Source organism: Paenibacillus sp. JL3B1040, assembly GCF_057063165.1.
The window spans coordinates 891,659-912,582 of the sequence record NZ_CM169317.1 but is presented as its reverse complement, the minus strand read 5'-3'; the positions used below and the strand labels follow the sequence as shown (position 1 = coordinate 912,582).

At 56.3% G+C, this 20,924-nt stretch carries 14 protein-coding genes; 3 read left to right on the top strand and 11 right to left on the bottom strand.

Annotated features, from left to right (window positions below; translation table 11 throughout):
• Positions 1-69: 69 nt before the first annotated feature.
• The 3 genes from ACZF99_RS03965 to bcp all read right to left on the bottom strand — a co-directional run bounded on the left by ACZF99_RS03965 (position 70) and on the right by bcp (position 3,087).
• Entirely contained in the window at positions 70-1,431 is a 1,362-nt protein-coding gene (locus tag ACZF99_RS03965; protein ID WP_483609284.1) for a polysaccharide deacetylase family protein, read from the bottom strand.
• A gap of 472 nt (positions 1,432-1,903) precedes the next feature.
• A complete protein-coding gene (locus tag ACZF99_RS03960; RefSeq protein ID WP_483609282.1) occupies positions 1,904-2,533 on the bottom strand; it encodes a hypothetical protein in 630 nt (209 codons plus the stop codon).
• Between the two features lie 65 nt (positions 2,534-2,598).
• On the bottom strand, positions 2,599-3,087 hold the full coding sequence (gene bcp / locus ACZF99_RS03955) for a thioredoxin-dependent thiol peroxidase (protein WP_483609280.1): 489 nt from the start codon (positions 3,085-3,087) through the stop codon (positions 2,599-2,601).
• 131 nt (positions 3,088-3,218) lie between these two features.
• Here bcp and ACZF99_RS03950 point away from each other — a divergent pair, with 131 nt between their 5' ends.
• The 3 genes from ACZF99_RS03950 (at position 3,219) to ACZF99_RS03940 (ending at position 7,441) form a co-directional block, all read left to right on the top strand.
• Entirely contained in the window at positions 3,219-4,337 is a 1,119-nt protein-coding gene (locus tag ACZF99_RS03950; RefSeq protein ID WP_483609278.1) for an LCP family protein, read from the top strand.
• A 684-nt stretch (positions 4,338-5,021) separates the two neighbouring features.
• On the top strand, positions 5,022-6,332 hold the full coding sequence (locus tag ACZF99_RS03945; RefSeq protein WP_483609276.1) for a glutamate-1-semialdehyde 2,1-aminomutase: 1,311 nt from the start codon (positions 5,022-5,024) through the stop codon (positions 6,330-6,332).
• A 137-nt stretch (positions 6,333-6,469) separates the two neighbouring features.
• Entirely contained in the window at positions 6,470-7,441 is a 972-nt protein-coding gene (locus ACZF99_RS03940; protein ID WP_483609274.1) for a bile acid:sodium symporter family protein, read from the top strand.
• A 477-nt stretch (positions 7,442-7,918) separates the two neighbouring features.
• Here the strand turns inward: ACZF99_RS03940 and ACZF99_RS03935 are convergent, their stop codons facing one another.
• From ACZF99_RS03935 to ACZF99_RS03900, 8 genes are all read right to left on the bottom strand, one after another.
• Positions 7,919-9,376: an ABC transporter substrate-binding protein gene (locus tag ACZF99_RS03935; RefSeq protein WP_483609272.1), complete on the bottom strand. Its 1,458-nt coding sequence runs from the start codon at positions 9,374-9,376 to the stop codon at positions 7,919-7,921.
• Positions 9,377-9,707: 331 nt separating this feature from the next.
• A complete protein-coding gene (locus ACZF99_RS03930; protein ID WP_483609270.1) occupies positions 9,708-10,574 on the bottom strand; it encodes a carbohydrate ABC transporter permease in 867 nt (288 codons plus the stop codon).
• Between the two features lies 1 nt (position 10,575).
• Complete coding sequence (locus ACZF99_RS03925; RefSeq protein WP_483612523.1) at positions 10,576-11,487, bottom strand: carbohydrate ABC transporter permease; 912 nt, start codon at positions 11,485-11,487, stop codon at positions 10,576-10,578.
• 134 nt (positions 11,488-11,621) lie between these two features.
• Positions 11,622-12,947 (bottom strand): response regulator, encoded by a 1,326-nt coding sequence (locus ACZF99_RS03920; protein ID WP_483609268.1) that lies wholly within the window; start codon positions 12,945-12,947, stop codon positions 11,622-11,624.
• A 20-nt stretch (positions 12,948-12,967) separates the two neighbouring features.
• Positions 12,968-14,740, bottom strand: coding sequence for a sensor histidine kinase (locus ACZF99_RS03915; protein ID WP_483612521.1), 1,773 nt, complete (start codon positions 14,738-14,740; stop codon positions 12,968-12,970).
• 621 nt (positions 14,741-15,361) lie between these two features.
• Positions 15,362-16,009, bottom strand: a complete 648-nt coding sequence (gene pgmB, locus ACZF99_RS03910) for a beta-phosphoglucomutase (protein WP_483609266.1) — start codon at positions 16,007-16,009, stop codon at positions 15,362-15,364.
• Positions 16,010-16,039: 30 nt separating this feature from the next.
• On the bottom strand, positions 16,040-18,346 hold the full coding sequence (locus ACZF99_RS03905; RefSeq protein WP_483609264.1) for a glycosyl hydrolase family 65 domain-containing protein: 2,307 nt from the start codon (positions 18,344-18,346) through the stop codon (positions 16,040-16,042).
• Positions 18,343-20,655, bottom strand: coding sequence for a glycoside hydrolase family 65 protein (locus ACZF99_RS03900; RefSeq protein WP_483609262.1), 2,313 nt, complete (start codon positions 20,653-20,655; stop codon positions 18,343-18,345). The genes ACZF99_RS03905 and ACZF99_RS03900 overlap by 4 nt, the downstream gene beginning before the upstream one ends.
• Between the last annotated feature and the right edge of the window lie 269 nt (positions 20,656-20,924).

Below are 20,924 nucleotides of genomic sequence, written 5' to 3'. Positions count from 1 at the left end.
TCTATCAACCAGTTTCTCCAGAAACTAGCGGAAATAGACATGGAAGAGAGAAAGGGGCGAACCGATCGGCTAGCGTGCCGAAACCCGACGTTCGGTTGCGGTCGAGACCGTCTCGACGATCGGATGGTTCACCGCTTCCAGCAGCGGACGCAGCGGAATCCATAATGCCTGCGCTTTGCGATCGAACGTCACTTCCCATTCGGCCATCGCCCCGTCCTGATGCTCGGCAGTCAGCACCCCGCGCCGCGTATCGGCGATCACAGAGACATCTCCCCAGAAGATAAAGGCGCTTTGCGTCGCCTCGCTCCAGTAGACTTCGGCGCCGAGGCGCTCCATCACCGTGCGGACGGGCGCTAGATATTGACCGTCTTGCGTCTCGTATTCCCCGGCCGCCAGGCGCATTTGCACGCCGCCCGCCTCCACGGTCAGCGGCAGCTCCGGTTCAAACAAAGCCGCATTCGGAACGACGTTGGACGCGACCCATTCGGGCGACGGGGCGGGGCGGTTTTTCTTGACGATCCCGGGATCCAGCGTAAATTGAACGGGCTTTTGCTCCGCGGACAGCGCCTGAAACTCATATCCCAGCTTTTTATAATAATGAATAATTTCCGGCAGCGCCTTGACGGTTTCCGCATGTCCCCCTCCGTCATGCATCAGCACGATGACCTGTTCGCGAGGCTTCTCCTTCTTCACGTTATTCACGATTTCATTCGCCGGAACGCCTTTGCGCTTGGAATCACCGCTGTCCACATTCCAGTCGAACACTTTGTACCCCCCCTGTTCCAGCAAATTGAAATAAGTCTTATCAAAATGTCCGTACGTCCCGCCCGGGGCCCGTACCAACGGTGTGCGTTCTCCCGTGATTTCCCGCAGCACTTCCTCCGTCGCCTTGATCTGCTTCCAGAAATGGCCAAAGCTGTCGTACAGCGTGTCATAATCGTGGTCATACGTGTGATTGCCCAGTGCATGGCCGCCGTCGACGATGCGTCGAATCACCTCCGGAGAGCGTTTGGCCTTTTCGCCGAGCACGAAGAAGGTGGCGGTTACCTCCTCCTTTTTCAAAATCTCCAACACCTGATCCGTATGCGGGCTTGGCCCGTCGTCAAACGTTAAATACACCGTTTTGCCTTGCGCTTCCTTCTTCGTCTCTTGCGGCGTCTCCACTTTCTTCGGCTTGGCCCCCGCCAAAGCCGCCGGCGCGGCAGCCGTACCTACGGCCGTGGCGGTTACGGGCTGCCCCTTCCGGGATGAAGCGAGCTTCACTTTATGGGTCGCGGTTTCGACCGCGGCTTGTTCCTTCATGGCATGGGCTTTCACCTCGGGCAAGCCCTGCGGCTGGAAGCCCAGCGGAGCTCCGACCGCAGCGATCAGCACCAAAGTAAGCAACAAAATACGAACCAGCATCCGTCCGGAAATCCATTTTTGTTTCATCGACCTTCTACCTCCGCAGCTAGGATCAAATTCTTTTCTATGAATCCATTGGCTTTCTGGTAGATTGTATGAAGGTAGAGACGCAAATAGACTTCCGAATCGCTAAAGTTCTGTATTTTGATTCAGGGTTTTTACTGACTATGGAGCATCAAAAAATGCGCACCCAGGTTAGGGCACGCATTTTTATTAATGTCCTATTTTTTTGGTTTTATAAATGCTACAGTACTCAAAATAAAGCCAACCACTACTAAAAACCAAGCCGCAAGGTGAAGTGCTAAATATTCTTGCTCATTCGTCGAATTATTTGTTAGAACGAACCAGACGAAAAACAAAAAGAACCCCATGAGTGTACATTGAATGCCGTATAATATAACAACAGTTCGCTCATAAAGAGAATCGATGACAAAATAAACAATTAACCCCAAGACGAGACCTGCAATTAATACTAAATAAATTACATTCACCTCCTGAATTAGAAACTTGTGTCAGAATCATTATAGATTTTGAAATTATTGGATGAGCTAGAGAAAGTTACACTAGCCCCAAATCCTGAATTACTGCCGTTCAATGAAATTGAGCTGATATTTGTACTACTCCACGTATGTGCATAAAATGTTCTCGCTTTGCCATTCCAATTTGTAAAATTGCTATTGTAGGTCACAACGGCTGAAAAGCCTTGTCCCAAGTATTTATAAGTATAATATCCAGTAACATAATTTACACTTGTCACAATAGCCTTATCTTGGAATTCAAAAGCTACACCATACTTTCCATTACCTTCAGATGGACTGTTTGACTCAACACTATTCCCCTCACCATCATGCCAATAACCAAGAGAACTAATAACACTAGCGTTATAATCACCGCTAGTATTATAATATGTCACACCAATTGCATCCATCCCACCAACATTCTTGGAGTCTCCAACAGAAGGTATCAAAAATGTCGGTACGTCTGCAGACCAATTATTGAAAAATGTATTTTTTGGGCTCTTCGCTATATTACGTGGATAATGGAACGTTTGAGAGGCATAGTAGAGCGATATCGCTCTCCTTATACCCACTACGAGTAGCGAAGAGGCTTTTTTCGGGATGTCTATCATGAAAAATTCTTCTTCAACCACAAATAAAAATAGTTACATAACTAAGCAATATGATTGTCAAGATCTTATCTAAAATATCGTCCCTGAAGTAACGCCAGCACCTCCTCGGCATGCCCTTTCACTCGAACCCCGCGCCATTCGCGGAGCAGTTTGCCCTCCTCGTCGATGAGGAACGTCGAACGGACGATGCCTTCGAATTCGCGGCCGTACATTTTTTTCAACTGCCAAACACCAAACATCCGGCATACTTCATGAGACTCGTCCGACAATAATGGGAAATTCAGTCCCTGCTTCGCGGCGAACCTGGAGTGGGACTTCACCGAATCCCCGCTGATGCCGAGCACCACCGCCCCATATTCGCCGTACGCCTGAGCAAGGTCGCGGAAATCGCAAGCCTCCTGGGTACAAGCAGGGGTTGAGTCTTTCGGATAAAAATAAAGAACGACCTTGCGGCCGCGAAATTGCAATAGCGAAACTTCCTCCCCGCTGTCTGCGGGAAGCCGAAAGTTCGGAACCGGCTTGCCGATTTGCACTTGTTGCGGTTGTTCCGACATGCGAACTCCTCCTATAGGCCTCTCCAAGCCTGAAATTGATTGTGCTTCCAAAAAAAATTATAATGTAAAGATATATGTAGTATCTATAATAGAAACCGAATTTATCGTACGATCTGAAAGGAACGAACCCAATGACGAAACGCACAAAACGGGCAATTCTCTGGTCGGTCGTCGGAGTGATTGTCGTCGTGGCCGCCTTCGCGGCTTACTATTTTACCGCCATCTATAACCAAGTGGACAACTTTCAAAAAGAAGGAGAGCAGTCTCCATTCTATAATGTGCAACCGACCGAGACGAAAGTGCCGGAGCCGCCCAAATGGGAGGGCACGGAACGCGTTAACATCCTGCTGATGGGTGTGGACGCGCGCGGCTTGAAGAAAGGCGAAATCCCCCGCTCGGATACGATGCTGGTCGCTTCCCTGGACCCGGTGAGCAAGAAGGCTTACCTCTTCTCGATCCTGCGCGATACGTACACGGAAATTCCGGAGCACGGCTCGGAACGGATCAACACGGCGATCACCCACGGTCCGAATACGGCGATGCAGGCGGTCTCCGAACTGCTGGGCATCCCGATTCAATATTATGTGTACACCGACTTCCAAGGATTCATCGAATTGGTGGATGCGGTCGGCGGGGTGGATTTTTACGTGGAAAAAGATATGCACTACACCAGTAAAGCGGATAACCATGAATACGATATCGATTTGAAAAAAGGACAGCAGCACCTTGACGGCAAAACCGCGCTGCAATACGTCCGCTTCCGGCACGATGCCCTGTCCGATTATACCCGGACCGAGCGGCAGCGCAACTTCCTGAAGGCCGTGGCCGATAAAATGAAATCGACGACTTCGATCATGAAACTGCCTTCGATTCTCGAGAAAATCAATCCTTACATTGACACGAACCTCTCGATTCAGGATATGTGGAAGCTGGCGACCGTCGGGTATGATGCGCAAATGGCCGCCAGCGAGCAAATTCCGCCGATGGACCTGCTGGTCGAAAAAAACGTTGGCGGTTCGTCCGTACTGGGGGTTCGCAGCGAAGAGGAACTGAAGCAATACGTGCAGGACGTATTTGCTAAGAGCGAAGAAACCGGCGATGGCAACGAGGCCGAAAGCGGCAGCGAGCCCGGCGGAACCGAAAGCAACGGCAGTGGCAGCGAGGCCGGTGATGGTGGCGGCGGCTCCGGCCGAACGGGGGCGAACGCCGGGAGCGGCCGGAACCTGGAGGCTTCGTCCTCCAGTCCGTGAGGCGGGGGGAGCCTCTTTCGGAGAGGCGCGCCGGCCGGTTAGGTTGGGGAAGCCTGCTCCATAGGAGGCGCCGGCCGGTTAGGCTGGGGGAGCTTTCTCCATAGGGGGCGTTGGCCAGGGTTGGCTGGGGAGCTTTCTCCCGTGAGGCCGGGCGGTGCTTAGCTCGGGGCGAGGGGCGCCCCCGTAATGCCGGAGCCGCCAAAGAGAGGCGACCTTCTCTCTTTGGCGGCCGTAGGCGGTGGTCGGTGCTGGTCGCCACCGATCGGCGGCGCTCGGCACCCGTTGGCGGCGCTGATCGACGGCGATTGCATTGGGCAGCGGCGCTCGGCAGCAGTTGGCTGCTCTGATCGACGGCGATCATAGTGGGCCGTGGCGCTTGGTGGCCGTAGGCGGTAAGCTCCTAACTACTGCCACGAACGCGCCCCCAACTGCAACGAGATGCAAATGTGCAGTTCATTTTCGCTAATTGGGCTCCATCCCGCCCGTCAGATGCAAAAGTGCAGTTCATTTTCGCCAAAAAGGAGTTACGGGGACGTATGACGCTAGATGAGATGCACTTTTGCATCTAGTCGCTCGAAAATGCCGATTTCGCGAAAAATCAAATGCACTTTTGCAGTTGGCTCGCCCACGGTTCAAGCTTGGCTCATCACAACGGCGATTTAACCAGAAAGGAAGTATAGAAAGATGAATCGATCGCAATCGGAACGATTGTACGAAGAAGCGTTGCAACATATCGTAGGTGGCGTCAACAGCCCCTCCCGCTCGTTCAAGGCGGTTGGCGGCGGGGCGCCCGTTTTTATGAAAAAAGCCGAAGGCGCGTATTTTTGGGACGTGGATGGAAACAAGTACGTCGATTATTTGGCGGCTTACGGGCCGATCATTACCGGACATGCCCATCCGCACGTCACAAAAGCGATCCAGGAAGCGGCCGCGAACGGCACTTTGTACGGGACGCCAACCGAGCTGGAAATCCGCTTGGCCGTCATGCTGAAGGAAGCGATCCCTTCGATGGACAAGGTCCGCTTCGTCAACTCCGGCACGGAGGCGGTTATGACCACGATCCGCGTCGCCCGGGCTTATACGAAGCGGAACAAAATCATCAAATTCGCCGGGTGCTACCACGGCCATTCCGATCTCGTGCTCGTGGCCGCCGGCTCCGGCCCGTCCACGCTAGGCATCCCCGACAGCGCCGGCATTCCGACCAGCATCGCGCACGAGGTGATCACCGTGCCGTTTAATGATGCTCCGGCGCTGAAAGAAGCGCTCGACAAGTGGGGCGACGACGTCGCCGCCGTCATGGTCGAGCCGATCGTCGGGAACTTCGGCATGGTGATGCCGAAGCCCGGGTTCTTGGAAGAGCTCTGCCGGCTCGCGCGGCAGTACGGCGCCCTCGTCATCTACGACGAGGTCATTACGGCCTTCCGCTTCCACTATGGCTCGGCGCAAACCTACGCCGGCCTCTCCAACCACGAAGCGATCCGGCCGGACCTGACCGCCCTCGGCAAAATCATCGGCGGCGGGCTGCCGATCGGCGCGTACGGCGGCAGCAAGGAGATCATGGAGCAGGTGGCGCCGCTCGGTCCGGCCTATCAGGCCGGGACGATGGCGGGCAACCCTGCGTCCATCTCCGCCGGCATCGCCTGCCTCGAGGTGCTGCAGGGCGCCGGGGTTTACGACGAGATGGACCGCCTCGCCATGAAGCTGACCGACGGCCTGGCCGAGTCGGCCCGCCGCCATGGGGTGCCGCTGACGATCAACCGGATCCGCGGCTCGTTCTCGGCGCATTTCTGCGACCACCCGGTCACGAATTACGGCGAGGCGCAAGACACGGACGGCGAAGCGTTCGCCGCCTTCTTCCGCGCCATGCTGAACCGCGGCGTCAATCTCGCTCCGTCTAAATACGAAGCCTGGTTCCTGACGACCGCGCACACGGAAGCGGACATCGACTTCACGCTGGAAGCCGCCGAGGCTTCGTTCAAGGAAATTGCCCGATAACATCGTAAAGTCTGCCTGGTTCGGTTACGTTCAGGCAGACTTTTTTTCGGTTAGAACTCCTGGTCTCCGTCCCATTTACGATTCTTCGCGAACGTTCTATACTACAAGAAGCTTATAAACCAAAGGATGTCGTGACCATGCTGCAAACGTTAAACCGACAACTAAACCGATTGATGCCTTTGATCACGCCTGCCAGCATATTGATCGGCGTCCTTTGCGGGGGCCGTCTGGCCTCCTATACCTATCTGTCTCCGTGGCTGTTTGCCTTCATGACTTTTGCCGGGAGCATCAGCCTCAGCTTCAAGGATTTTCTGAACGTGCTCAAAAAGCCGCTCCCCTTGATGTTATGCCTATTCATCCTCCATTTGGCCATGCCGCTGATGGCTATGGGGCTTGGGCATTTGGCTTTTCCCGGAGATTTCTATACGATTACCGGATTTATTCTTGCCGCAGCGATACCGACGGGGGTCAGCAGCTTTGTCTGGGTCAGCATCTACAAAGGCAATATCGCCCTGACCCTATCGATCATCCTGATCGATACGCTGCTGGCGCCGTTTGTCGTGCCCGGCATTCTGTCGCTGCTGGTTGGCACGAGCGTCCGGCTCGACGCCGCGGCGATGATGGCCAGCCTGTTCTGGATGATCGTCGTCCCGTCGCTGCTCGGCATGCTGCTGAACCAATGGAGCAAAGGCCGGGTCATCGCCTCCTGGAGTCCTTGGCTCAACCCGTTCTCCAAGCTGGCCATGGCGGCCGTCGTGGCGATCAACGGTGCGGTCGTCGCTCCATACCTGACCGACTTCAGCCCGCGGCTGCTGGTTCTCGCCGCGATCATCGTCTCGCTGGCGGCGATCGGCTACCTGCTCGGCTTCGGCTTGTCCCGGCTGATCGGCCTGAACGAAGCCGACAAGGTGGCGCTCGTCTTCAACGGCGGCATGCGCAACATTAGCGCCGGCGCGGTGCTGGCCGTCACCTACTTCCCCGCTCCGGTGGCCGTGCCGGTCGTGCTGGGCATGGTGTTCCAGCAGATGATGGCCTCGCTCGTCGGCCTGGTGCTGAGCCGGCAAGCCCGCGCGCGCCAGCAGAAGGACAACACGTCGGCGGCCGCGTAATTTTTCCGGACCTGGGCAGCACGTGCACGTGTTCACGCTCCCCCCAGCAGCCACACTCTCCCCCCCTTTCTAACGGAACCAGATGACGTTAATTGCCCATTTCCCGGCCATTTCCCAGCCTAACGGAACCAGATGACGCTATTCGGCCTAAACAAGAGTTGAACCCCGCTCAAAATGGAGAATAACGTCTCTCCGTTCCGTTAGATTCCGGAAAGGACAGATTACTCCCAAATAAGGTCTCTGAGTTACGTCAGCGTTGATGTCAGCGTTGATGTCACCGTTGATGTCACCGTCCACAGATCCCACTCCCCACCCGCCGCCACCTCTTTTGGTGTTATACCAGCGCCAAATGAGCAACTCAACTCTCAATTCACTCGCAACCCGACCTTTACCGCCCTCCCCCAGCCGCATCCAACGCAAAAAAGCCTCCCCCAGTCCAAACCGGACATCAGGGGAGGCTTCTTGGCAACTTGCCGCTTATTGCTGCTGAATTTTATCGAAGAAATTCTCTTGCACGTACTTGGCCGCCACATCCAGCTGCTGCTTGGAATCGGTGCCTTTCTTCGAGAAAGATTCCTGTACGACGTTGGACATTGTCGCATAGTAGTCCTGCGTGCCGAACTGCGCTTCCGGCTTGCCTTCCAGCAGGCTAAAGAGCTGCGGATCGTATTTGTACACGTTGTCGTATTTGTCGTAAATGGCCTTCACTTTGCCGGCATATTCGGAGTCCTCGCTGAAATACTCCAGCGGCGTCGGTACAAAGTATTTGCCTTCGGCCTGACGGGATTGGATCGTGTCCTCGACCGATTTCAAAGCATCGTCGGTGAAGTAGTCGAACGTGATGTAGCGGAACGCCATTTCCTGTTCGTCCTTCGTGGCGTTCGGATTGATCACGAGATAGTTGCCGCCCAGAATCCCGTAATGCTTGCCGCCCGCTTCCGCGGCAGGCATCGGATACGCCACGACATCCTCCGGCTTCATGCCGCCTTCGTTCAGCGCCGCCTGGATAACATCAAACGCCCCGGCGATCACCATCGCCGTCCGGCCTTGCTGGAAGGAACTGATCGCATCGCCCCAGCCCAGCGCCCAGTCCTGCGGAATCGCGTTCGCTTCCCATCTCAGCTTCTTGTAGAAATCCAGCGCCTTCACTCCGGCGTCGGAGTTGAAGACGGCGGTCACTTTGCCGTTTTCGTTCGTTTCGATGTCGCCGCCGGCTTCGAACAGGAAGTTGGTCCAGTTCCAGCCCGCTTCATTCCCTTTGCCCATCGGTGCAATCCCGGAAATCCCCTTCTTCGGATCGGCTACGCCCTTGGCAACGTTGTACATGTCGTCCCAGGTCCAGTCCAGCGTCGGCGCGGCGATGCCTTTATCTTCAAGCAATTTCTTGTTGACCACGGTTGAAGTCACGTAGCCGTTTTGCGTAATCCCGTACACCTTGCCGTCAACGATAAATTGGTTCTGCAGCACCGGGTTGATCTCGTCCTTGTACTCCCAGTTGTTCCACAGCTCGGTGATATCGGCGACCCAGCCGCGTTCGACCAGGAATTGGGCTTCCGTCGCCCACGTATTGTAGAAAGTCGGCGCTTCGTTGGACGCCATTTTCACGCCGATTTCATTGACGCTGTATTGCCAGTCGTCCTTCACGATCGTTACGTTGGGATACTTGGCCTGGAAGCGGGCGATTTTATCGTCTTCCTGCTGGCGGAGCGTCGTTTCGTCCGGCAGCGGATAGTGGATTTTAATCGTAACCTTGCGTTGCGTGATGTCATCGGCTTCTCCCGCAGCCGGCGTAGCATTGTCTCCCCCGTTGTTGCCCGTAGCCGCCGTATTCCCGCCGCCGTTATTTTGAGTTTCCTTGTTCCCTCCTCCGCCGCAGGCCGCGAGCAGCGAACCGAGCAGCATCAGGCACATCAATACCGCTGAAAACTTGCGCATTGAAACTCCCCTTTTCTTAAAGTTAGTATATCTTGCATGTTCATCATAAAAGAGAACCTATCGGCAATCGATGTGTGATCTTATGACTTTCATGTGCAGGCCTACGATCGTTACAATGGAGGTTCAAAAAGTCAGGTTTTCAGGACCGAGAAGGTTGGATGAAGCTAGGGCCTGAGTAGCGGAGCGTAGGCAGACCTACGTGAGCAACTGAAATGTTTCCGCAGGAAACATACTTCGGAAGCCTACGCTTTAGGCCCGGCTGAATTCAAGATTCGACGTCGAATCTGCTTCATGATCTGCTTCGTCATGGAAAGATTACTTTTTGAACTACCTATCCTTTGACCGCGGACAAGTTGACGCTGCGCATGATGAACTTCTGGAAGCCGAGGAACACGAAGATCGGCGGAATCATGACCATGAACAAAATGCTGAACTTGATGCTGCTGTCCATGTTCCGCGCGTTGATCACATATTTGTAGATCGCCGTCGCCAGCGTGTACTTGTCTTCCGTATGCATGACTAGAGAAGGCCAGAACCAGTCGTTCCATGCCGTGGAGAAAATAAAGATCGCCAGCGTCGCAAAGATCGGCACCGACAGCGGCACCGCGATCCGCAAGTAACTGGTCCATTCCGAAGCCCCGTCGATCCGGGCCGCCTCGAAGATCTCCGGATGGATGCCGTCGAAGAAATTTTTCATCAGCAGAAAATAATACGCGTTCGCCCCGGCCGGCAGCCAGAAGGCCCAATACGAATTCAGCAGCCCCAGCTCTTTCAGGTTCACGAAGTTCGGGATCATGTAGCTCGAGGCCGGAATAAACAACGTCAGCAGAATAAAGAAGTAAATCGCCCGGCTATAGGGCACGCGGATGCGCGAGATGCTGAACGAAGCGAGCCCCAGCACCAGGATGGTCATCAGCAGGTTGCCGCCGAAGATCAGCAGCGTATTTTTCAGAAACATCGGCAGTTCGATGTAATCCCAGGCTTTCGGGAAATTGTCCCAATGCCATTCCTGCGGGAAAAACCGCGGCGGGAACGAGTTGACCTCCTGATTGCTTTTGAGCCCGTTGAACATCGTCATCGCGATCGGATACAGCATCGTAAAAGCCATGACCGCGATGCATAGCACCATAAACCCATATACCACCTTATTGAGCGGCTTCTGCAGATCGGAGGGCGACAGGATGCCTCTTTCTTTCATATCAGTACTCCTCCTTGTTCAGCTTGTATTGCAGCACGCCAAGCACGCTCAGCACGAGGAACATCAGCACGCCCAGCGCGGTCCCCGCCCCGTAATCAAGCTGGGTAAAGGCGTATTTGACGGTCAGGAGCGCATAGGTCAATGTCGCCTTGTTCGGTCCGCCGTCCAGCAAAGCCAACTGGGATTGGTATGCTTGGGAAGTGCCGATCAGTTGCAAAATCAACATCAGCACGATCAGGTTCCGCATCGACGGCAGCGTGATGTACTTGATCCGGGCCCAGACGCCGGCCCCGTCGATTTCCGCCGCTTCGTACCAGTCCCGCGGAATGCTCAGCACCCCGGCCAGATAGATCAGCATCGCCGAACCGAATTGCTGCCACGTTTCCATAAAGACGATCGAGATCATCGACCACCTCCCGTCGGAGACGAACGAAACCGGATCGGCCCCGAACCATCCGAGCAAAGCGTTGATCGGCCCGACCGGATCGTACATCCAGCGCCACATCCCGTACAGGACGACGCCCGGCACGACAAACGGCAGGTAAGCCGCAATGCGCGCGAAGCCCTGGAACCAGCGCAGCTCGGAGATGGCAATCGACGCGGCGATCGGCACCCAGAAGCCGATCACCAAGCACAGGAGCATATAATACAAGGTGTTGCGAACCGACAGAAGCACGTCGGGGTTATTGAACACCTTCACGTAATTGTCCAGTCCGACAAACGTGTTGCCTTTGACGAAATCGATATTATAGAAGCTGTAAACCATCCCTTTGATGATTGGGACCCATAAAAACACGATAAATATGGCGATCGCCGGAACCAGAAACAGATACCCCCACATATACTTCTTCCAGTTCGATCCCCGACGCGGCGCCCGCGAGGCGGCCGCCTTCTTAACCGTGTTCCGCTGCATGTTCCCCGGTGAAATCACGGGTTCCCCCATCTTTCTCCCTCTTTTCTACGTAGTGTCTCTATCCATTGTAAAAAAGGGGATTCTCGGCGAACATGTCTAAAACTATGTGAACTATGGTCGTTCTTACTTCATCGTTATTTCTTCAGTTCGGTGGGGCTGACGCCGAAATACTTCTTGAAAATCTTGCTGAAATGCTCGGGCGACTCGTACCCGACCCGTTCGGCAATCTCGTAACGGCGCAGATCCGTGCTCAGGATCAGCGCTTTGCTCTCCTCCATCCGCAGCTTAATGACGTATTCCCAAAGGTTGTAGCCGGTATTTTTTTTGAACAAATAACTCAAATAGTTGGGACTCACGTGATTGCTGCGAGCCACCTCGTGGATGGTGAGGCCTTTCTGCCGGTAATTCTCCTCGATGTATTGCTTGGCACTGTCCACGATCCGGTTGCTGTGCGTCGTCAACTCCTCGTTGGAAGGGTCCTGGGCATAGTTATGCCAGTTGAAATCACCATAGTAAAACACATGGTAATCCCCATACCCTCCGCCCCACAGCATCGCTTTGTCCGCTTGCCGGCCCAGCTCGCCCAGGAATCCGGCCCCCTTGAGAATTTGGCTGATCCCCACCGTGCACAAGAGACCGAGATACTTGTGAATGTGATGGTGCAGGCTGCGGCCCAGCATTTCGAGCTGGTTGATTTTGTTCAGATTCGGTTCGGCGTATTCCGCCTCGTTCCATTGCAGGATGAGCGCGATTTCCAAGTCCCGGGTGTAAAAAGCCGCCGCCCGCCACTCCTGATGCAGCAGCTCGTTCACGATATTAAGCGCCGCGTAGCGGAACAGGCGGGTATCCGCCTCGTGGTCGGCGGACGGTTTTTTCTCGGCGGGGATGGCCAGCTTGATTTTGAGCACGGAAAAATACGGCCCGGTGAGCCCGAGCCGCTCGGCTTCGGCGTACCGTTCCTCCTGATCCCCCTGGGCGCTGTCCGTCAACAAACGGTTCAACCGTTCGCCGGAATCCGGGAGCGGCTCCTCCATACGGAAATGCTCCGCTCCCCGAGACAACCAATCCTCGGCTTGCGGCACCGGTTTATCCATCTTGAGCAGCGCGTTGCGCACCGAATCGAGGAACTGCTCGCTGTTCAGCGGCTTGATCAAATAATCCTTGGCGCCGAGCCGGATCGCCATCTGGGCGTATTGGAACGTTTCATGCGCGGAGATGATGATCGTCTGCACCCAAGGCTTAATGAGCTTCGCCTGCTGCATCAGTTCGATCCCGTTCATTTCTCCCATCTGAATGTCGGTGACCAGCAAATCGATATCCTCCATCCGCACGCAATCCAGCGCCTCATGCCCGTTATAAGCGGTGAAAATCTGACCGATATCGAGTCCCGAAGCGGTCAAAAGACCGGATAGTCCTTTGCAAATCAGCGGTTCGTCGTCCACGACCAAAATGTTGTACATGCGCTTGTTCCCCCTGTTCGTTATTCGTTCCGGCCAGTTGCGATGGGCAGGGTAATCGTGACGGCGGTGCCGCCTTCGGGACGGCTATCGTATTTCAAGCCGTATTCCGGTCCGAAATGCAGCCGAAGCCGCTGGTGAATGTTGCGGATCCCGTAACCGAACGACGGGCTTGGCGTTTCGTCGTTGAGGAGCCGATCGATCGCCTCGAAATCCACCGGTTTATACCCGTTGTCGGTGATCGTAATGCATACCCGGCCCTGCGTTTCGTCCGCTTCGGCGCGAATGGCGATTTCGCCGTCCTCCCCCATATGTTTCACGCCATGAATGATCGCGTTCTCAATGAGCGGCTGCAGCGTGATTTTCGGGATGATCGTCGCATGGAGCTCGGGCGGCACGTCCCAGGTCACGCGGAAGCCGTACTCGTACCGATGCTCCTGCAGCTTGATGTACGCGGAAGCGTGCTCCAGCTCCTCCTCCAGCGTGATCAGCTCCCGGCCGCGGCTGAGGCTGATCTTCATCAGCTTGGACAACTCCTTGATCATTTCCGCGGAGGCGGTGTTCCCCTCCATCGTACTTTTCCAATAGATGCTCTCCAGCGTGTTGTACAGCAAATGCGGGTTGATCTGCTGATATAAAATCTGCAGCTGGGCTTCCTTTTGTTTGATGTCCATCTGGTACTTGTAATGAATCAGCCCGTTGAGCCGTCGGGCCATCTCGTAGATCGTGGAGATCAGCACGCTGACCTCGTCGGTGCGTCCGCGGCGCGGCGTCTCCGGCACCACGTTGCCCGGCTCGTACCGGCGGACGAAATAGACCAGCTTCTGGATCGGAGTCATCAGCGACCGCCAGAAATACAAGATCAATGCCAGTCCGACCGCAAAATAAGCCACGGAGATCAGTTGAATGATCCGTTTAATTTCGTTTTGCTGCTGGAGCAGCGCTTTGACGGGCACCTTGTACACCAGCTTCTGCTGCAGGACGTAGTTATAATTAATGACATAAATAAAATCGTCGGTAATGACATCTTTCACCCCGATCAAAGAGTCGCACGGATCGGCTTCCTGCGGCAGGTTCAGAATCGAACCGGTCGGTGCCTTCGCCGGCGTCGAGGTCAGAATGCGGTTGCTCCAATCGGTAAAATACAGCTCTCCTTCCGGGATCGAGACGGTTTGCAGCGATTCGCCGATGCGGCCGTCGACGTTGGATACGACGAGCACGCCGATCGTGCCGTTTTTATAGATGCTGTTGATCGCCCGGACATAAGCGAGCGTTTTCTGGTTTGGCTGCCCTTGCGTAGGCGGGGACAAATGCTCGATCAGGCGCAGGTAACCGTTTCCTTTTTTTGCGACGGCTTCCTCAAACCATTCCGGCTTCTCCTGCTCGAGAAAGAAATAGACGCCCGCTTTTCGCGCCTCCGGGTAATACGGGGCAAAAAAATACGCGTTGGACGGATCGTACACGTAAAGGGAATAGTACAGCGGCTCGCGCTGGTCGGTTTCCTGCGAGTAGTTGAACAGCAGGGTCTCCAGCTTTTCGTAAGTTTTGACCCGCTCCAGGACGGTCTCCGTCCCCTCGCCGCTCGGGTTCAACTGCTGGAGCAGCGGGTGCTGGAACACCGTGGACGTCACCTTGTTGATCGCTTCGATGTCCCGGGTGATCAGCCGGAAGTTCTGTTTGTTGAGCTCGATATAGGCATTGGTTACGTTGCGCTTCAAAATTTGATCGGCTTTGTAGTTGCCGTAGGCATTCAAAATAAACAAAGGAATCACCATCACGATGAAGAGAAGGATCATCTGCTGTTTGACGTTCAGGTTGGCGAACGGATTTCCGAATCTATTGCCTGGTTTCAACGGCTTTGCACCTCCGGCAATTTAACTATAGCAATAATGAAAACCGGCAAGGATGCGCGATTCTACGGAGATCGTGGCGGTTTCTCCGATTCTCGCTCGTGCAGGGGGGGGAAACCTGCGCCTTATCTCTTAGTGTAGGGGATTTTTGGAATCTTGCTAGAGTTTTTTTGGGGGGCCTGGAGGCGGTCACAATTCCTCACTATACTCTAGCAACGGACCCTAGAGACCTTATTAGGGCAGAAATAGGGCGATGGCCAACTATAACGGACTCAGATAACCTTATTGAGCCGGTCATGCCAGGTATGGGTCGATTTTCGGCATCATAACGCCCGCTGAGTCCGTTAGGTCTTCCCATCGGACGTAAAACGGCAGATAAGGTCCGTACGGTCCGTTAGGGGCGGGGTGTCGGTGGGTTGTCGGCGGGGTGTCGGCAGGATGTCGGTGGGATGCCCGTAAAAAATCCCCCGGGTCATTTAATTTCCCAGGGGATTTACTTATGGAAGGGATGCTGGGCTCGCTGCATCAGGCATACGCCGGGCAATCGCGTTTAGCGTGCCAGCCGCGTCAAAACTCCGGCGTTTGCACCAACTCATCCAGCCCGCCGACGACCAGGTCGGCGGCGGCCAGGATGCTCGGGCTGCCGATGCCGACCACGCGACACCCGGCGGCTTTGCCCGCCCGCACGCCCGCCTCCGCGTCCTCGAACACGACGCAGTCGGACGGCGGCAGCGCCAGCGCCGCGCTGGCGGCGAGGAACACCTCCGGGTCCGGCTTGGCCTTGGACACCTTCGTGCCGTCGATCACCGCGTCGAACAGCTCGGCGATGCCCAGCCGCTCCAAGATAAACGCGGCGTTTTTGCTTGCCGAGCCGAGAGCGATCTTCACGCCGCGCTCGCGCAGCTGCAGCAGATACGCCTTCGCCCCTGGCAAAATCTCCGACGGCTCCAGCTTGGAGATCCATTCGACGTATTCCCGGTTTTTGTCCGCGGCCATCTGCTCGCGTTCTTCCTCCGTGGCCTCCAAGCCGCCTACCTCCAGCAAAATGCGCAGCGACTCCATGCGGCTGACGCCTTTCAGCCGCTCGTTGTGGGCTTCGGTAAATTCGAAGCCCAACCGTTGTGCCAGCGACCGCCAAGCGAGGTAATGGTATTTGGCCGTATCGACGATCACGCCGTCGAGATCGAAAATCGCGCCTTTCATCGTTTCCAGCATGTTATGATTCTCCTTAGGTTTTGAAATGTATCATCCCGTCGGGACGCGAACCTCCTGCCCCGACGCCACTGCCAGCTCCCGATCGCCCACCGTAAACCGCATGACGGCCCGATTGTCGCCCTGGGCCGCGATAACGACCTCCTCTCGGCTGACGCGAATCCGACAGGAGCCGCCGCGAAGGCGGACCGGGAATTCGATCGCCTGCCAGGCGGAAGGCAAGGCCGGCCGAAGCTCCGCCCGGTTTCCATCATACCGCAAGCCGGCGAATCCCAGTATCGCCGCCATCCATGCCCCGCCATTCGCTGCGGGATGCGTCCCGCCGATGTAGAGGTCTCCGACATATTGCTTCGAATCGCCGGTTAAATCAATCGTTGCCGCCCGCATAAAGTAAGGGTAGCCCCAATCCGGCGATCCCGTGTCCGCCGCCACTAAGGCATAGATGCATGCGCTAAGGCTCGATCCGTGCTCGGTGCGCGGCTCGTAATAGGCCCAGTTCGCCCGTTTGACAGACGAAGCATATTCGCCTTTGAACAGATGCAGCATCAACACCACGTCGGCTTGCTTCAGAATTTGCGTCGTCGTCGCAGGGCCGTTCCCCCCGCCGAGATATTCATGCGGATGAAGCATCCGCGCTTTCAGCTCCGGCAATGAGATGTCCTCCAATGTGTAATAGCGGTCGAACTGCTCGATTAGGCCGGTCTCTCCATCCGGCTGCGGGACGTACAACCGGTCGTGCATGTCGCGGATCTGCTCCGGCGTGATCGTGCTGCCCGCCAGCAGCGCTTCGTAGCGCTCGGGGGCGCGGCTCCGCAAGATCTCCATCGCATCCAGGGCGATGCGAAGACACTCCTTGACCATCCGGTTGGTAAACGCGTTGTTGTTCACCCGCTCATGGTATTCGTCGGGCCCGGTAACGTCGAGGATTTCGTATTGCTGCTTCCGCGGGTTCAAGTACCCGTACGAGTAAAAGAACTTGGCACACTCCCACGCCACTTCGGCCCCTCCGTCCAGGAGCAGGCTCGCGTCGCCGGTAAACGCGTAATACTGCCAGATTCCGTAAGCGACATCCGCGCTGATATGCACCTGCTTATCGCGAAAGTAAGTACGCATCGGACGACCGGTGAACACATCGTTTACGTTAAACAGCGTGCAGGCGTCGTCGCCCGTCTCCTGGCTCTCCCAGGCATAGAACGCCCCATCGAAGCCGTATTCCTCCGCTTTGCGCTTCGCGCCTTCCAGCGTATGCACCCGGTACATCATCAAATTGCGCGCCACCTCCGGATCCGTGTGCAGAAAAAAAGGCAGCATAAACATCTCCGTGTCCCAGAACACCGCGCCTTTATATACCTGCCCGGATAGTCCCCGCGCGGGAATGGACACGCGCTCCGAACGGTCAGGCGCGATAATGTGCAGCTGGTACATGCTGTAGCGCAGCGCCAGCTGGGCTTCTTCATCGCCTTCAATCGTCATGTCGGAGGCTTCCCACTTGCGCTCCCAGCGATCGGCGTGCTCACGCAGCAGCCGATCGTAACCGAGTTGCCGCGCCGCCCGGGCGGATTGTGCCGCCGCCGTCCGCACATCGCTTGCCGGGGTCCCGTCCTGTCCGGTGAATACGGCCACGTATTTGACCAGCTCAACCGGTTCAGCGGCCCGGCACCGCACTTGGATGCGGCGGCGGATCGCGGCTTCCTCACGGAGAAGCTCAAGCTCCCCGCCGCCCGGAACCTCCATCGCGTCCGCTACCGATATCGGCACGCCAAGCTCCTGCGTCTGGGCGGCAAGCCACACGACCTCTCCGTTCTCGTCGGCGTTGCTCTCCATCCGCTCAAGGTGCGGGCCGTTGATGTCCCAGACGTCGCCGTCAATGCCGGTGACGATCATTAGCTCACCGTCCCGGCTGCTCTCCACGGCGATGCGGTTTACGATTAGCTGCGGCCGCGCCGAACTGCAAAACCGCTCGGATGCGATCGCCACCTCCGCGCCGTCCGCCGTGCGGAACACCGACCGCCGGCGATGGACCGCCTGGCGCAAGTCCAGCGCCTGTTCATGTTCCAGTAATTCGGGATGCCCGGCCTCGCCCCCGGCTTCCAACACGCTCAGCGGCTCGCCGTTCCAATAGACGGCCGTCGCCAATCCGTTCGGCGCGTTTACCGGCTCGCGCCACTTGTCTCCGACTTTGTCGTACAGCCCGGCGACGATCGTCGCGGTCAGTTCTTTTTTCCCGTACTCCTCCAGCGTCCCCCGATAGCCCAGCACTCCGCTGCCGATCATGAACTTGTTGCCGTGATGCGCGATTCGATCCGGGTCGAACCCGGTTTCCCGGACGATCCAACTCATTGGACAACCGCCTTTCGCAGCGGCACCCGAATGCCCGCTTCGCCGACATTAACCAGGTTCCCGTACAACGAAATTTCCACTTCGCCGCCGGACATCGCCCGGATGGAAGCCTGGTTCTGATCCACTTCCACGAGCAGCTTTGCTCCTTGGTACGTGACCCTGAACCGGTAGCTCTGCCATCGTTCGGGGATGCTCGGATTCAGCATAAGCCGATCCCCGTCCGAACGCATCCCGCCGAACCCGTACACGATGTTCATCCAGGCCGCGGCGATCGACGTCGTATGCAGGCCTTCCCGCGTATTGCGGTTATAGTTGTCGAGATCGAGCCGGGTCGCGAACTCAAAAAATTTGTACGCTTCCTCCGAACGTCCGATTTCCGCCGCCAGAATCGAATGGATCGACGGAGACAGCGAAGATTCATGGATGCAACGCGGCTCATAGTAGTCGTAGTTGGCGCGTTTTTCCTCCAGCGGGTATTCGCTGCTGTACAGGAACATAAACATCAACACGTCCGGCTGCTTGATCATATCGTACCGGTACAGCCGGTCGTACGACCAGTGCGAATACAGCGGGAACTCCGTGACCGGTATGGCATGGATGTCGAGATGCGGCAGGTCGAAAAAGCCGTCATGCTCCTCGTAAATTCCCGTGCCTTCGTCTTTCGGAATTTTCATGTGCCGCGCCTTGTTCCGCCAATCCTCCTGCTCTTCCTCCGTGAGGCCAAGCCGCGCCGTCAGATCGCCATATGCCGCGGCCGCTTCGCCCCGCATCGCCTCCAGCACCTCCAGCGTGTATTCGAACAGCTTTTTCGCCATCAGGTTGATATAACAGTTGTTGTTAACCATCAGTTGAAACTCGTCGGGACCCATTACGCCGAAATAGCCGTATTTCCCCGACTGCTGCCCCCACTGCCCGCGGGTCGCGTAAAAACGGCTGATCTGGATCAGCATTTCCGCGCCTTTTTCAAACAGGAATACCTTGTCGCCCGTCATGTTCACATAATGGCGCAGCCCGTACGCCACCGCCGTGCCGACGTGAAGTTGCAGATTGGAATGCTGCCACAGATCGCAGCTTTCCGTCCCGTCGATCGTGGCGATGGGGTAAAACGCCCCTTCGCAGTCCAGCTCCTTGGCCCGCTTCAACGCTTCGGGGAGCGATTGGTAGCGGAATTCGAGCAGGCTACGCGCCGCCTTCGGATTGTTGAAAATATAAAACGGCAAGCAGTACGACTCCGTATCCCAGAAAGCCAGCCCCCGGTAAGCCTCCCCGGTTAGCCCTTTCGCCCCGATATTAAACCCGGGATTATCCCCATGGTAAGTCTGGTAGAGCTGAAAAATGCAAAAGCGGATCCCCTGTTGATTCTCCGGATCGCCTTCAATCGCGATGTCCGATTCCGTCCACACCTGGGCCCAATACGACCGCTGGTCGGCCGCTGCCGCATCGTACCCCGCCTGCGTGTGCCGCGCCGCCAGCTCGATCCCCCGCTTCCAAAGGTCGTCTGCACTAACCGCACGGGTTTTCTCCGCCACGTTGACGACAAGTTTGTCCAGCACGCTGCGCTTTCCCTGTTCCAGTCTCAGGGACAAGTCCCGGCCGATGTACGTTTCCTCCTGGACCAGTTGGTTGGTTACAGCGTCCGATGCATCCACGCGGAACCCGGAGAACAGCCGGTTGCCCGTGTTTACCGTCTCCCCCAGAATCCCCGCGATCCCGGTGCCGGCAAGGGATTCCCCCTGCTTCAGCTCTTTCCAATAACAGCGCTGCTGATCCTCGTGGATTACCCTCAGATTCAATCCCGTCCGAACCTGGACCGTACCGGAGAAGTTCAACGGCGTAAACGTAATCCGTTGGGCCCCGAGATGCGACACCTTCATGCTGACCAGGCGCTCAAACGTAAGCTGCACGTTTTTCCCGCTGGCCGTATGCCACACGAACTCCCGGGTATAGATCCCGGTGCGGAAATCCAGTTCCCTCCGAAAGTTGCTGAACCGGCTCTCCGCCAAATCCAGCGTCTCCCCGTCCAGCGTGATTCGCGTATGCAGCCAATCCACCGCGTTCACCATAAACCGCAGCGACCGGATAATGCCTTTGTAATGGGCCGGAACCGGACTCTCCTCATATAATCCGTTGAAATAGCTGCCCAGCAGCGTGTCCCCGCCATAGCCTTCTTCCGGGTAACCCCGGACCCCCATATATTCATTCCCCAGCGAAAAAATCGACTCGCTGACCCGATTCCGCCCCGGATCAAAGCCTTCCTCCACGACCTTCCAGGGGTCGACCCGCAGATATTTGTCCGCAATTTTCGGCATGTTCCACCCTCTCCTTCTGTGTTTAGCGCTAAGACCGTTCCCCATCCAGCTTAATGGAACATCCGCCGCCGCCCAATGTCCAGGAGTAAGAAGCTTATGTGCGATTATACGGAGTTGGAAGCCACGGCCTCCGCCGGCGTGCCCGCCGTTTTGCCCTGATTCCCTTCTCGTGCGCGCCTTTGCACGATTATCCCTTTCGTTCAGGGGCACGGGAACCATCGGCGGGACCACGCCCCCCTCATATAACGAAGTTTGCCTGCGACCTGATC

Excerpts from the sequence above, each read along its gene's own strand:
- ACZF99_RS03965 (WP_483609284.1), bottom strand. The coding sequence starts at position 1,431 with ATGAAACAAAAATGGATTTCCGGACGGATGCTGGTTCGTATTTTGTTG.
- ACZF99_RS03960 (WP_483609282.1), bottom strand. The coding sequence starts at position 2,533 with ATGATAGACATCCCGAAAAAAGCCTCTTCGCTACTCGTAGTGGGTATA.
- bcp (WP_483609280.1), bottom strand. The coding sequence starts at position 3,087 with ATGTCGGAACAACCGCAACAAGTGCAAATCGGCAAGCCGGTTCCGAAC.
- ACZF99_RS03950 (WP_483609278.1), top strand. The coding sequence starts at position 3,219 with ATGACGAAACGCACAAAACGGGCAATTCTCTGGTCGGTCGTCGGAGTG.
- ACZF99_RS03945 (WP_483609276.1), top strand. The coding sequence starts at position 5,022 with ATGAATCGATCGCAATCGGAACGATTGTACGAAGAAGCGTTGCAACAT.
- ACZF99_RS03940 (WP_483609274.1), top strand. The coding sequence starts at position 6,470 with ATGCTGCAAACGTTAAACCGACAACTAAACCGATTGATGCCTTTGATC.
- ACZF99_RS03935 (WP_483609272.1), bottom strand. The coding sequence starts at position 9,376 with ATGCGCAAGTTTTCAGCGGTATTGATGTGCCTGATGCTGCTCGGTTCG.
- ACZF99_RS03930 (WP_483609270.1), bottom strand. The coding sequence starts at position 10,574 with ATGAAAGAAAGAGGCATCCTGTCGCCCTCCGATCTGCAGAAGCCGCTC.
- ACZF99_RS03925 (WP_483612523.1), bottom strand. The coding sequence starts at position 11,487 with ATGCAGCGGAACACGGTTAAGAAGGCGGCCGCCTCGCGGGCGCCGCGT.
- ACZF99_RS03920 (WP_483609268.1), bottom strand. The coding sequence starts at position 12,947 with ATGTACAACATTTTGGTCGTGGACGACGAACCGCTGATTTGCAAAGGA.
- ACZF99_RS03915 (WP_483612521.1), bottom strand. The coding sequence starts at position 14,740 with ATGATCCTTCTCTTCATCGTGATGGTGATTCCTTTGTTTATTTTGAAT.
- pgmB (WP_483609266.1), bottom strand. The coding sequence starts at position 16,009 with ATGCTGGAAACGATGAAAGGCGCGATTTTCGATCTCGACGGCGTGATC.
- ACZF99_RS03905 (WP_483609264.1), bottom strand. The coding sequence starts at position 18,346 with ATGAGTTGGATCGTCCGGGAAACCGGGTTCGACCCGGATCGAATCGCG.
- ACZF99_RS03900 (WP_483609262.1), bottom strand. The coding sequence starts at position 20,655 with ATGCCGAAAATTGCGGACAAATATCTGCGGGTCGACCCCTGGAAGGTC.